Origin of the sequence: Candidatus Tisiphia endosymbiont of Nemotelus uliginosus, from assembly GCF_964264835.1 — a bacterium.
GTDB lineage: Bacteria > Pseudomonadota > Alphaproteobacteria > Rickettsiales > Rickettsiaceae > Tisiphia.
Window position 1 is genome coordinate 919,221 of record NZ_OZ183485.1, and the last position, 14,245, is coordinate 933,465.

The 14,245-nt window shown below is 34.8% G+C and carries 11 protein-coding genes and 1 tRNA gene; all 12 read right to left on the reverse strand.

The window, feature by feature from the left end:
* Window positions 1–4: 4 nt before the first annotated feature.
* Complete coding sequence (locus ACFELV_RS04030) at window positions 5–1,345, reverse strand: phage capsid protein (protein ID WP_375326858.1); 1,341 nt, start codon at window positions 1,343–1,345, stop codon at window positions 5–7.
* A gap of 185 nt (window positions 1,346–1,530) precedes the next feature.
* Complete coding sequence (locus ACFELV_RS04035) at window positions 1,531–2,325, reverse strand: hypothetical protein (RefSeq protein ID WP_375326859.1); 795 nt, start codon at window positions 2,323–2,325, stop codon at window positions 1,531–1,533.
* Between the two features lie 191 nt (window positions 2,326–2,516).
* The gene (locus ACFELV_RS04040) at window positions 2,517–3,440 is read right to left on the reverse strand and encodes an Rpn family recombination-promoting nuclease/putative transposase (RefSeq protein ID WP_375326860.1); all 924 of its coding nucleotides are present in this window, start codon (window positions 3,438–3,440) and stop codon (window positions 2,517–2,519) included.
* A 36-nt stretch (window positions 3,441–3,476) separates the two neighbouring features.
* On the reverse strand, window positions 3,477–3,782 hold the full coding sequence (locus ACFELV_RS04045; RefSeq protein WP_375326861.1) for a hypothetical protein: 306 nt from the start codon (window positions 3,780–3,782) through the stop codon (window positions 3,477–3,479).
* Window positions 3,766–5,340, reverse strand: coding sequence for a portal protein (locus tag ACFELV_RS04050; RefSeq protein ID WP_375326862.1), 1,575 nt, complete (start codon window positions 5,338–5,340; stop codon window positions 3,766–3,768). The genes ACFELV_RS04045 and ACFELV_RS04050 overlap by 17 nt, the downstream gene beginning before the upstream one ends.
* A complete protein-coding gene (locus tag ACFELV_RS04055) occupies window positions 5,333–6,784 on the reverse strand; it encodes a hypothetical protein (protein WP_375326863.1) in 1,452 nt (483 codons plus the stop codon). The genes ACFELV_RS04050 and ACFELV_RS04055 overlap by 8 nt, the downstream gene beginning before the upstream one ends.
* A gap of 88 nt (window positions 6,785–6,872) precedes the next feature.
* Window positions 6,873–8,309 carry a hypothetical protein gene (locus ACFELV_RS04060; RefSeq protein ID WP_375326864.1) on the reverse strand — a complete coding sequence of 479 codons (1,437 nt, stop codon included), beginning with the start codon at window positions 8,307–8,309 and terminating at the stop codon, window positions 6,873–6,875.
* On the reverse strand, window positions 8,296–8,832 hold the full coding sequence (locus tag ACFELV_RS04065; RefSeq protein WP_375326865.1) for a hypothetical protein: 537 nt from the start codon (window positions 8,830–8,832) through the stop codon (window positions 8,296–8,298). The genes ACFELV_RS04060 and ACFELV_RS04065 overlap by 14 nt, the downstream gene beginning before the upstream one ends.
* 1,387 nt (window positions 8,833–10,219) lie before the next feature.
* Entirely contained in the window at window positions 10,220–11,425 is a 1,206-nt protein-coding gene (locus ACFELV_RS04070; RefSeq protein WP_375326866.1) for a DnaA N-terminal domain-containing protein, read from the reverse strand.
* Window positions 11,371–12,054, reverse strand: coding sequence for a hypothetical protein (locus tag ACFELV_RS04075; protein ID WP_375326867.1), 684 nt, complete (start codon window positions 12,052–12,054; stop codon window positions 11,371–11,373). Before ACFELV_RS04075 ends, ACFELV_RS04070 begins: the two co-directional genes overlap by 55 nt.
* 139 nt (window positions 12,055–12,193) lie before the next feature.
* A tRNA-Asp gene (locus ACFELV_RS04080) sits at window positions 12,194–12,270 on the reverse strand.
* A 1,248-nt stretch (window positions 12,271–13,518) separates the two neighbouring features.
* Window positions 13,519–14,226 (reverse strand): outer membrane protein, encoded by a 708-nt coding sequence (locus tag ACFELV_RS04085; protein WP_375326868.1) that lies wholly within the window; start codon window positions 14,224–14,226, stop codon window positions 13,519–13,521.
* Window positions 14,227–14,245: the final 19 nt, after the last annotated feature.

The window sequence follows — 14,245 nt, forward strand, 5'->3', positions numbered from 1 at the left end:
GTAATTAATCATTTATCGTTTTATCATCACCATCATCTTCACTCTCAACTATACCACCATCTGTATCATCATTGTCACCACCAACATCGCCACCTGCTGTTCTCATTACTAGTACCCGTGGCTTTTTAATAGTAGCTAAGTTGTTGTTGGCCATTACTGCTAAATGCTTATCATCAATATCCTCACTATTATTAACATTACGACATTGACTACCAAACATCTGCCACGGCATAGTCATACTATGTAAACCTTTTCGGTGAGGAGTATTAGCTACTGCTTGCCACAGTGAACCATTATGGCTAGTTGGGTCATAATTCTCTAAACATTTAATTACTACCACTGCTTGCTCATTATCTCGACTCGCACCAAATGCTTCACTGTAATATAGCACCTTGGCATAATGATATTGTACTAGCTCTTCTATACCTTTCTTGCTAGAACCATTGACTGTGTTAAATCTCATTGCTCCTTCATTAAAAGCATAACAATCCCTAACAGCATATTTAGGATGACCGGCATCACCGGTATTATCAAATATCCCGCCCAGCATTTCGCTAGTAATAAAGGTAAATCCTAAAAAGCTATTAATTTCACCGCTAACTAAGGCTCTAACGTTATTATAATCATAATTGGTTATTTGCGGATCACCTAGCAAGTCAGAGATTTGATTGCTTGAACATAGTAAGTATAATTTATCATACATACCAAAAGAACGTTTTTTTAAGATATGATGGGCTTTTATTAATTTTTCAACAGTTAATCCCGCTCTTTTCTGTAGAATGATGTCTTTGTTCTCAACAGCCGATACCTGAGCATTTAAAGTTAAATCAGCATCAGTAACCTTAAAGCCCACTGGTACTAAATTACTAGCTATATCAAAGTTAATGACGTTACTGCCAGTACGACCTGCTCGAACCGACCCGGCAAAAGCTTTGATAATTACTCGGTCTTGTTGTCTGCCCATTGCCCAACCGGCCATCTTAGGAAAATGCGAGGTTGGATCAGTTAACAGGTTTAGCTTATCGTTCCTATCCATTGTAGCATTCCAGTGATAGCTCGATGCCGTCAGAAACCGCCTTGAAATAGTCGGTATTTTAAACTCTATTTGTTCTAATCGCTGAGCATTGCCGGCTTCCGCATAATGACCATGCAGATGATCATCAGGATCAATTGGCTGCCGGTTTCTACTTTCAACCTCATGGTTAGTCATTGACTCAAAGCTAATTACCTCGGTATCTTGCGTACCGTTAGTAACACATTTCCGTAACTTTGATCCTTCCTGCTGGATCACTAAGCTAATATTTTTAGCAAATTGTTCCTTAAGGCTATCAGTTATTTGTTGCATTTTCTTTCTCCTATCAATAATTTTTTTTTAAAATCTAATTTGAGAAATAATTTGTTATTTTAAAAAATCTAATATTTAAAGCACTATATTCAGTGGCTCTTTTAGGATAGGTTATTGCGAGCAGCAGCCTTTAAAACGAGTCATCACCTATTTTAGTTGTTATTTCTTCACTTTATTTTTGTTATTCATTGTTGTTTTTTATCATAAGCTATCTTGTACAATTCCTCCATACGTTTAACAGCTTGATCATGTCCCGTATGCTCTTTGCTATTTAATTTTACCATGAATTCCCCATCAGATTCAAGTCTATTAATCTCTTGCAATGCCTTATCTTGACTGCTAATTGTCGGTGGTTCATTACCGGTAACCAATGAATCAGATTTTAAGGTTTCACCAACCCGAACTAATAAATCTACTAAAGCTGGCGAGTAACTTGATTCTTCAATTAAGTTAGCTAGTTCCTTAGTACCGAATTTAGACAAGGCTGCTTGCATTACTATCATCTTGCTGTCGAACTCATTACCATAATTATTTTTTAGCCAATCAATATTTGAGTGGCTAGCTTGTTCAATAGCTTTTTGCTGCTGCTTCTGCAAATCCTGCGAGAAAGCATACAAATTCTCCAGTAACTTCTCGCCCTGCTTTTTAGATAAACCGCTTTGGTAAAACATCTCCTCATAGCGAGCTAGATATTCTTCATCTTCCTTACTTCTTTTATCAGTATATTTCTTATCCTCAGGCAAGCCTAAGCGACAATAAAATTTACTCCATTCCTCTTCTGAAGCTTCAGACTTTGGCACAACAACCCGCTGATTCAAGCTTTTTTCTGCTTCTAAATAGCTCTGTGCCAAAGAAGAGACATCTTTAAACTTGCTCAGTGATTCAGCTTTGCGTATCTCCTCCGGCAAACTAGCTAACCATGAATCATTGCTATTGCTGCTGCCAGTTTCATGGTTAATAATATTTGCTTCTTCACTCATATTTTACTCATTGATAATTTCATACGTAATTTTCTTAGAAATTTGACAAAAAACTTTATATAATATTCATTAACAATATAATTAGTATTATGGTTATGACTACTAGAGTCCTTAGCTATGTAGCGGATGACCAACGTAATCCTCTATTTTGGCAATACAATAAGCCCATATTCTTTGCCATTTAATTTTCATTAATTATCAGTAGTTGTCTCTTTAGCCAAATCATCACGTAGCTTTTTTATTTCTTCTATAGATAGTTTTGTTAATTTACTTATAGTCTCTATAGGATACCCTTCTTTCAACATCTCTTTTGCCATTGCTATTTTTTCTTCAGCCTTACCTCTAGCTTCACCTCTAGCTTCAGCATCTTCAATTTTTTGCAGCTCTACCGCTAAATTATCAAGACGAGTTTTAGTTATTTGCTCATAGGTGTTAAGTTCTGCCTCTGACCAGCTAGCTTGGTCTACAGCCTCAAACGCTCTTCTAATAATTACATCCTTACCTATTAACTCCTCTATTTCTTTAAATGTACTATGTTCTGCATGCTTGAAAAAGTACATCCATTTCTCTTCAATCGTTTTTAGCTCATTAATAGTTTTTTTAAATTTTGCCAACTCTAAAAAAATAAAATGAAAATCTTTTAAATCATTGGCATAGGTCTCTGTCTCTAAAATACGATGTTCTGATTTCCAATGTTTTCTATCGCTAAACATCACAAAATCCGCTATCGCTAAAAATATTACTTCCTTTAATTTTGCATATACTGCCAGCTTTTTATGGTTCTCATCTTCTTTGAGTACTTGCTTAGAATATGCTTTAGCAGCATAATATTGAGCTCTTTTCTCAAATCCTGGATGCTTACTTACCTGCATCTCTACGATTATTTGATTACCGTGTTGATCTTTACATAACACATCAACAATAGATTGCCTATATGCAGCAATATCAGGGTCTTGGATAGTTGGTAAAAATGTTACATCAATTATTTTCTCATCTCCTTCAAACTTGAGAACATCATTTAAGAAATGAACAAGTATGTCTTTGTTTTTTTCAGTACCAAAGATTTGGCGAAAACAAAAATCATTTTTAGGATCAAGAAACTTTGACAAACCCATATAATATAACCTCTTAATTGTTACTAAATGTTGCCTTTATTTATCTGACTCATTAGTATTTTTAGCACCATCGATATTATTAACTCCCTCATCCCTTGACGCTTGTGAGCATATATACAACAACAAAGCTCTTTGCCCTTCTAGGAAGGCGGTATAGTCACTTTCTTGCCGAATGAAGTTGCTACGATATACACCACTGACTTGGGCTAAATCTTCTAAGACTATTCTACCATCTTCTCCATTAAAAAGCTTGCAATAAATTGATTTTAATTGCTCTTTTGTGAGTATTGAGCATTGGAATGAAGATTGAGAAATTGCTGAACAATTAATTGATAGTTTCATTTTGTTGCCCTTGTATTTGTTGATGCATCTGTTGTTGTAAATGCATCATTTTGCGTTGCTGTCTAAGTTGTAATACTTCCTGTTCACTCTTGAGAATTGAGCTCGGTGTACCCCGCAATTGACAAAATAGTTTAAAACACTCATCCCAATTTATATTGTCATAAATTTCAGGATAAAAGTTACTAATGCCGCTCCTTTGGAAAAAACTTACTACTTGCTCAACCCCAGATATCGTTGATGATTTTTGAGCCTTGGATAATGGTGAGACATATTCAATCTCAATATCAGGTGGGTTAGTTGCTCCTTCTAGGATCGGTACTCTGTTATATTTTATAAGAGTCTGATATATTACAGTGATTAACGGGTTTAGAAATTCCGTCTCGATTCTACCAACCATTGGTGACATTAACCGATATTGTTCCTCCGTTCTAATTTGTACCTCAGTAGCAGTCATCTCTTTGTTTTCTTTCTGCATTCTGAATATGTCAATATAGAATGCCTTAAATATCGCATCGCGGCATTGATTTTGTTCAATTTCAGTTGGAATGATACTCTCCATGCCAGTTAATGGTACTATTTTATCTGCCATACCATTACGGTAGAAGTTAACGCTACCTGGAGTAGTATAGAGCGGTAAGTAGTAGCCATCTTTGGGAACTAATAATGGTGGGTCTAATTGTTTTTGGGCTACTTTCAGGGTAATTTGTCTTAAACTATTTAGTAGTTTTATATCGGGTAGTACATGGTGAGCTGGAGCATAGCCGTATACTTGACCTTCTTCTTTAATCCACCGCGTAACAAAAAACGGAAAATACGAATATCCTGATTGACTGATAATTTTTTGTTCAGATAAGTAGATATATTCTGAGCTATAGGCAAGTGTTGTCATTAACCCTTTTCCACCTTTACCTCTCTGATTCTCACTTTGTGGGCTAACTATGTGCAATATCTCTACTGTTTCATCAGGATTCTTAGCTAGTCTTTCCTTGAAATCGGCAAAGTCTGACCATTTAGCTGATGCAGCTTTAATTGGCATGCTAAATAGTCGGTACATGGTATTAACAAAACCAAATTTATCTTCTTCAAAGTAACATTCCTGTAAATTAATATTACGAAAAAATAGAGTTTGGGGCAATAATAGGTCTTCTTCAACATAGAATATCGCTGTACCAAAGGCAGCTAGATTTAGAAAAAACTGATGAATCTGATTGTAGAAATTAGAAGCTGGATTGTTGAATATATCCATTATGGCTTTTTCTATCATTTGGGCTAACATGTTCAGCTCAGCTGATGTTAATTTACTTTGGTATTGATTTTCATCCTCAACTACTATGCTCAGGTTAAACCAGTTCATTGATGGATTAACTAGCAAGCTTTGTAAACCTGAGGCTAATTGTTCCCTTGACCAAATGGAAGTAGAATCAAATATTACCTTATTACTCTCAGTTTGTGGACAGACATATCTCTTTAGCTCATCCCATATCTGATTCCATTTTTCCCGCTTGCTTTTCAGATTATCAAAATATTCAATCTTTTTGTTTAATTCATTATCATGCATAGTTCATAACTCTTGAGTTCAAACTTGTATTAGCTGTTAAATATGGTGTTGCCAATTTTCTTGATACTTTCTTAAGTTTCTTGAGGAAATCACTATTATACAGCACTTCATGGTTATATTTTTTGCCACTAGCTGCAGTCATACTAGGCAAGCCTAGGGTTAATCCTTCAATATCCCTAAGGGATGTGATCTTGCCAAGAGATTCATGTAACGGCGGTAAATCTTTTAATCGTGGTACTGATCGCATATTAAAATGTTCCAGCGATTGTTTTAGACCACCAAGCTCAGCTATTGCCATTTTTCCTAATCCTGATGGACCGTATTTTGCTATTCGCGACAAATCAGCACCTATACTTGGATCATTGTTGTTAAGATTAATTCTTTCAAAACCAGCAAGTTTACGACCAATATCGGCTCTATTCATATAATGACCTATACCAACAAGCGGAGATAATATTTTGATTCCTGAACCTATCCCAGCAAGTACTGAACCCTTAGCACCAATTGCTCCTAATCCTGACCCAAGTCCAAAGGTTAAAGCCGTTAGCCCCAATCCTTGTACTAATCCAGTAGTTCTTGCAGATTTTTGATACTTCCCAGCCCGCCATTCTAAATCTCTGCCATAGCTATCCAACTGACTCTGAGCTGCTGCCCCATAACTCTTTAACTGGTTTTGCAACCCTTCAGCATGCGATTGCTGTCTTGCATAGTCAGCAGCAATTTGCTCTTGTCTATTTTGTTCTTCCTTGTATTGTTCAATAATTCTGGTTAATTGTTGTCTAGTATTATCAAAGTTACTACTATCCTGCAACAATCGATTTTGCTGTGATTGGTGATGAGCAAGCTGATGTTCAAGATTAGCTTTTTCCCTTGTTAGTTGTTGATGCTCTTTGGTGATACTATCCATCGAATGGCGTATTTTGCTTTCCACTTCGCCACGTTGCTTTTTTAGACTCTCTACGTCTTGCTGATATTTAGAAATGTGGCTACCGGCTTCCTCTTCAGTTAAACCTTTCAAACTTTCTTTTCGTTGGGCTATCTGATCATACAGGTTTTGGAAGCTGCTTGGTAATTGCTCTACCTCACTTATTTTTGCATCAAGAGCAGGAGTTTTTTGTTTAAATCCTTCAAAAGCTTGTTGCAGTTGATTGGCTGATGCGGACAAACTAGATCTTTGTGACTCTAAGTTTTTTAAACCACTCTCATATTGTCTAGTATAATAATCTAGTTGGTTCTGCATTTCATAGCTTCTCATGCTAGCTTGGTATTGTTGCTCTTCTAAAGAACGCAAACCCTGCTGAGCATGTTGCAATTGCTGTGATAAATTATTGATAGTAGTTTGTGCTTCACTAGCGTAATTATTGTAACGATCTCGTGATTCATTGTACAGACGATTCTGTAGTCTTTTATCTTTACCGGTAAGATAATTCCAAATTCCACCCATAATCCTATCGTAAATTATTTATAGATATTACTAGATATTACTATAGTACCTACTAATAGTAAAAATATAACTGAACAAAATGTTAATCTCATTTCTTAACTCCTATCTCCAAGGCATTATAATCATTCACTACCCTACGGTGTTGCAATATATTATATTGTGACTGCTGTTGTTCATTACCAGTTTTAACGCCCATCGCGAGATAACAAAAACTTTCTACTATGTCAGTAGCTCTAGAGGAATTAGAATGCACCCCTCTTTTGCTGGCATCAAACTCATAAAGTCCGTTAATACCACGTTGACATTTTTGGACGTCGATACGGCATTTACCTAGTAGCATTCTTGCCTTACTTATCATCTCCTCTCGTAAATATTTCCTACCAATGGTAAAAGGTGAAAATCCTACTTGCGGGGCAATCTCGTTGGCTTGTTGTAACCTAGTATCCAAAGTTGGCATTTGTCTTCGACTCATATCATGCGGTAACACATTGCGTCCATATTGATAAGGTCTAGTTCTTAAATGATTCAAGTAAAACTCTAAATCCTTGCCCCTGTTCATGTAAAAGTCGATAATATCAATAGAGTCCTTTTTTTCTTGGACAAACCAAATCACTGTATAATCAACAATGCCAATATCCCAGTAAGTATGAACCTGATAGGCTGGGTCATGTGGTACATAACCAATACGTCCTTCTTCTTCAGCTAGCCGTAATTGTTCAACAAAAGTACCGCCTTGATCAGCCCTTTTATAACGATAAGCAGCAAAATCACAATAGAATTCTCGGCGAATCTCTTCATTAGTCATATCGACTGAATCAAGTTTACTTTTATCAACTAATGGTTTGCCCTCATTATCAGTAGTATCTTCAATAGTTCTGACCTGACAAAACACCCCAGGACTATCTTGGTATTTAAGATACAACTCCTCACCATGCGTTAGTTTCGGGTTATCACTTGGCGTATACAAATAAAGCAACCAAGCATCATTACGAACTACCATTGGCTCTATAACACAACTCATAGCCCTTGGATCATGGTAGGAATATTCCGAAATTACTGCTCCCTTAATACCACTACCCCTGATACTGGCATAACGATCACTACCAACAAACTGAATCACCGAACCATTTTTAAACAATATCCGTTGCTTATATTGCTGACTGCGGGCAATAATACCATCAGGGATAAATGACATATAGGGACGACCCGACAAGGTCATACCGTCCCAAACAGACATTTTAGCTTGATTATAGGTAGGATAGACATACCAGTAAATGCCAACTTCCCGAATAGCACTAGCAGTTATCCAGTTAATACCCATAATATCCTTACCAGCTCTTCTATGCCAAATGGCTATGACTTTCTTACCGCCAGCATACAAATACCTCCACAAAGGTAGTTGGAATGGATAGGGTGACCAGTCTACTGGGAATTTAAAGCTTTTAGAGCTAGGAATAGCTTTGGTAGCTTCAGCAGTAGTAGTTTTGCTAATACTTTTTTCTACCTTAACATCATTTTTCTTCATTACTGCAACTCTCTGCTCCGTAGGATTCTACCTCAAAATTAGTTACCATCCTAGTTATATCTACATCCCTTGCTCTTTGCTCAGTACTATTAGCACTTTTCCTATTACTACTACTATCACCTTTCCTAGTTTGATTTTGATATTTCTTAGAATTAGCTTTAAGATATTCCAGCAGGGATTTGGAACAATATTTTTTCTTAATAGCAATAGGTTGATTATCTTTGTTATAGGTTATTTCCTCATAGCCGTTAATAGCTCGATCATACAAAACCCCTTCTGCTCTATCTACTGCACATTGCAAAGCTAAATTAACACATTTGTTTAGGTATTTATCACTATGAATGATCCGGTGTAACATAAGCGGCGAAATACACCCAGCCTTGCTAACAGCAGTAATAATGTTGCCACACTCACCAAGATACAACAGAAAACTAGATATCTTATCTATTGAGCCAAACTTGCTGATAGTGTTAGATGATATCTTTTTTAAATATTTTTCAAATAAACTGTAACTCTTGATCATTAATAATCCATAGAATACCTGCAATATCTTATATTATAGCTCTATTCAGTGTTACTTGCAAATGAATTACTTTTTACATTTTCATACTCTTATAGCCAAGAATACTAAATTTACTATATAGCTTGTTACATCGAGCTGAGGTTAGCTATATTTTTTACTCAAAAATTTTTCAGTTCGCGGATACTCCCATTATTGCCATATAATTTTTGAACTAAAAATGATCCTAAAAATATACATATATAAACTGTTAATGAATATGCACATTTATATAATACTTCTTTATAAAATATCGAAAAAACTCTACTTGTAGAGAATACATTTATAAAAAATCCTGACATCACAATACCATCTACGACCGCACACATTTTATTAAACTAGCAAAATTTCTTGTATTCAAAGAACATCTTGGCTTAAGTTGTGAAAATACACTTGTACTACAATATGTTGATAATAATACAGATACAAAAGATGCAAAAACAACTCCTTTAATAACACGACCATGAATATAATAATTGAAGTTCCATAACAAACCAAAACTTACTATTATACATAACGCCACAGCAGTCAAAGCTTTCTTTCTACCATATAGCTCAGATATAATATTGGTAGTTACAGCTAAAAACACAAATATTAAAGAACACTGAGATATTTTATTAAAATAATTTAAATTTAATAAACAAATGAATATACCAAGTAGTGACACCAATGGTATATAAAACTTAGTGTTAATATTACTCATAACTTTCCCTTTTTTTAGATTTAACTTTATCAAATAACACAGATTATTGCTAGTAATAAAAAAATGAAAATTATTAATAATAAGCGATTAATTACCTTAAAAAAAAGTTTACAAAAAGCCCCCCTATACTTGATTTTATGCCTCATAGCCCCCCCTATTGACTCTGCGGGGTTATTTTTGCAAAAAAATGAAAAAACCAATAAAAAATAGTATAAAATCTTGCTAAAATAGCTATCAATAACTAATTTAGGGCAAGAGTCTCTGCCAAACTGGCAGAAGGCGGAAGTCTTATAAACCCTATAACTCTTAGAATTAACAAATTCTTGTTCATATGTGTTCTATATGTATTTTTCACCTTCATTAACCAAATTTCTATTATTTATTACTCTATCGTAATTATTTTTTCTCAACTAATACAATTAGTTTTATTAAACTATAACTGCCAATTCAAATTTTCGCTTTTCTCACGTTTCATCACTCTAAACTATGTTTTTTTAAAACAAATTGACCAATTATTGAAATAACATCTTAAAATTTCGCAAATACAGGCTTGTACAATAGTGTTATTTGTTTTTAATATCTTCTTTTCTAGCTAAAAATTATAATCCTCTTATAAATATGCTTTAAATAGCTTTAAGTGCTATCTTTCTAAATTGCCATTGCACCATTATCAACTTTTATAAACTCAAAAGTAAAATTATGACTGTTAAAAGCATGCCTTATATCCATACCATACTTCTGCTTAATGTAATCACCAATAAAGGCTGTTGCTGGCTTGAGAATGATTTTTTTGCAACTCATATCCTCTTCAACCACTTCTAACTGGCTAAACCATGCTTTATCAACAAATTCACCATAAGATTCCAGTAAATATTGCCGTACTTTGTACCACACTGACTGTGGATTTAGCTGGCTTAGTCCTAAATAGTTTGATTTTGATTTATCGGTAGTTGTGGTAGTTTGTTTGTTAATAATCTCCAAGTGCTGTACCTTGTTGCCGTATACCGCTTGTACTTGATTGAATAATTTGCTTTTTTCATGCTCAAGCAAGCTAATATCCTGTGTTAGCTTAATCCTGTATGCATCGCCAAAGACCCCTAAGAAACTACAACTAGTCAGCAACTTATAGGCAGTATCACGCTCAAAGACTCCAGCAATCTTATATTTTAGTTGATTTGTTGGACTAGTGTCTAGACTCGCTTCTACCTTCTGCAAATAACTCTCTCTAGTCCTAGTAGTATCATCCATTTTGAAGTTAAAGCTCTCGTTATTTGCCAAAGCCGGTTGACGCATTTCATGCATCAAAGCCAAAGTCATGTAACTTAGCACGGCTTGCTTATTGCGAAAGTAATTATTGGGACGTTGCTCGCTTAGTCTCATCAACAACTTGTTGATAAAACTCAATTTGAAGTCACGGCCTGATCTCATTCTTAGCACATCGCCATCGTCTTCAGTCAATGGGTGAAACTCCTCTAACTTCTGAGGCAAACCCCAACCTTTAACCTTGCTGGCAATTTTGCTAATCACACCAGCCAATTTGTGGCAAGATTGTTGATTAACCCCACCACTACCTGCATCATCATCTTTTAAGTCAGAGTCTGACTCACTGCCTGAATCGCTGATTGGAGAGGAATCACTAGAATTTATGGGTGGTATCTTACTTACTGAACTTACTACTCCTTCTGATTGAAAGTTTTGCTCTTGCGTTGACTTACCTTCTACCCAGTTTTGTTCACAATTTTTTTTATTTTCCCCACAATCATCGCTAGAATTTAACGGTAGTATCTTACTTACTGAACTTACCGTTGCTTCCGATTGTAAACTTTGCTCTTCCGTTGATTTACTCTCTTCCAAACTTTGTCCACAATTTTCTTCAAAAATTTTTTTTTGCCATATCTAGATATAAATATATTATTATCTATTATATTGAGTGGAAAAAAATTTTTTTCAATTTTTTCAGTTGAGGTGCAATTTTTTTCAGGTTGACCTGAAATTTTTTGCGGGTTAGGCTGAATATTCTGACCTATTGAGTTATGGTTTGTTTCAGTTTGTTTTAAAAATTCTTGTTGATTAGAGTGATAATTAGTTTTACGGGAACTGACAAAATTTTTAAGAAGTTTGATACATTGAATATGAGGACATCTCATATTACGTATAATCAGAGTGGTTGAATAAAAATCAATCAAACCACTGTCTTTTAGTTCTAATAGACATTGCCTTACCCGTCTTTGACCAACTCCTAGCTTTTGCTGGAAAAAAAGATAGCCTTCCTGTAATTCTTCTACTTGCTTATCCCTCTTGTTATCAAATTGTAGGCGAGAAACTATCAACGACAAAAGTTGACGAGCGGTGATACTTAATCGCTTGCCATAATTGTTAGTAAGATTTCGCCACTCATATGGAATGAAATTGTCAACTACATTGTAAAAGATAGTATCACGATTATCGACAAAAGTGGAGGGAAAAGTTAAAATTTCCGTCATATAACCTCCCTCTGTAGACCAGTTAGAGATGGACTTTTTAGGATGTTATATGTCAGGAATTTTAACTTGGATAACACATATAGAACACATATGGATTTTTTAGTGAAATTGGAAAAGTCCTGAAACCCTAATAAGTCTTTGGCGGGAGTGACGGGACTTGAACCCGCGACCTTCTGCGTGACAGGCAGACGCTCTAACCAGCTGAGCTACACCCCCAGAAATTGTCAACCATTAAACTGAACAATAATATTGAAGCAATGGTAATATACAGGTGGAAATATATATAAAGTTAATTCTGGTGTCAAGGTTCATAAGTGACTATTAAAGAAATAATTGAGAGAACATAACTTGCTCAATGATGCTTTTAACTATTTATCTCTATATTAGTGTATATATTCACTTGATCTCAAGAATTGGATTTGATTTTCCAGCGGTAGGAACGCGTTGTGTACATACTAGTCACACTACTGGACAAAAATAGAAAATGGTTAAAAAAACATATTATTTTAAGTACAAAATGTTATTATTTGAGATAATAATTGCTAAAAACGAGCTTTAGCAGATAACAATTTTTGTACTTTTTCAACCATCTTCTATTTTTGTCCAGTAGTGTGACATACTAGTACATGTGCATAGCTCTAAAATCCTTGATACAATAAAAAAAGCTGTACTGGAACGCAACTGAATATACCATAAATTGTTATTAAAGGAAGAGCTAGGTGTTGAATGTTACATGAGTACATCAACCCAAACTGCCTAAGCAAAATAAAGGCTCACCCTATACTATATTATACCATTTCCGAAAACTAATTATCTACGTTCGTCGTACTTCATGATCTTCTACTCCTCACATACTAGTATTTACGCGCAGGTAGCCGACCCTCGTACTCCTAGTGCTAATTTAGTTTTGGAAATGGTATTACACAATTATAATGGACTTAAGCATTAAGGAAAAAGATTGATAATGTTAGTTCTTGTTTTTTCATAAAGTAACCATCTATATTCTCTTTAAGAGCTTTAATAGACCTGCTGCGAAACATTCAAAATATTTAAGGTTAGAATTGAAAAGGTTACAACAATAAAGAAAACATCGTGCTTTGCTATTCTACAGATCTTGTGTGAGTTTTATTTTCCCAATTTCTGCAAAAATAAGCTTAAATTATCAATACTAACTAAATTTTTACCTCGCAGCAAGTCTAATATTTTTAAATTGATAAAGATAAAATTATATTTCAAGATTCTAAAGAATTGCTTGATCACAACCTTATCAATATTTTTACCTTTACCATTCATGAGATATTTAAATGTGATGACCTATTAACTTCTGAATATGATCATAGCTAGTATATTGGTTACTTAGGTCACTATTAAATTTATGTAGTTAGGAATATATATAATAATTTCAATCCCGCTAAGTTCGATATAGTAAACTACCTCGAACTTAGGTGGGAGTTCTAAAAAAAATTACATACTAAATCTTAAGCCGAGTGTTATATTATGAGTTCTGTACGGAGTTTTACCGTTTTCCCTACCGCCTTCTAATATCTTTTTGGTTTTACCAAAATCTCTCCAACTATAAGAAAGGTCCCCTTTTATAGTCTCATTTAGATCTACCGAACCACCAAGAGATAATTGATAAGCTAAATTATTCTTAACCTTGCTAGACTTGCTAACAGGAGCGTTACCTGCGCTTTGTAGGATTATTTTTTCTTTTACTTGTGCCCAACCAAGACCAGCTCCAGCAAAGATTTTGGCACCATTAAGATCGAATAAATCAACATAACCATTGAGTAATACAGATAACACTTTACCTTTATGTTTTACAGATAACGCTCTACCGTTTGGGTCAAAAGACTTTTTAAATGCTGGGTTCGCTAGCATATGAAAAGTTAGATCTGTTCTAAAATTATCCATGATGTAATAACCTGCGCCAACACCAAAACCTACCGCAGGTCTACCTTTCATCTTCACTTTAAAGAAGGTATCTTTAGCTCCATCTAAAAATGTTACTCCACCTTCAATTTTGCCATAAAATTGGTTTTCAGTTGTAACAGTGGTAACTGTAGCGACTGGCATTACTTTTACTTCAGGTTCACAACCATCACAAGCTAATGCTGAAACAGAAGATAAAAGAGCAGTACTTGTAGCTGCAATTAAAAGTAATTTTTTCATAATTTATTTCTCCTTAAAT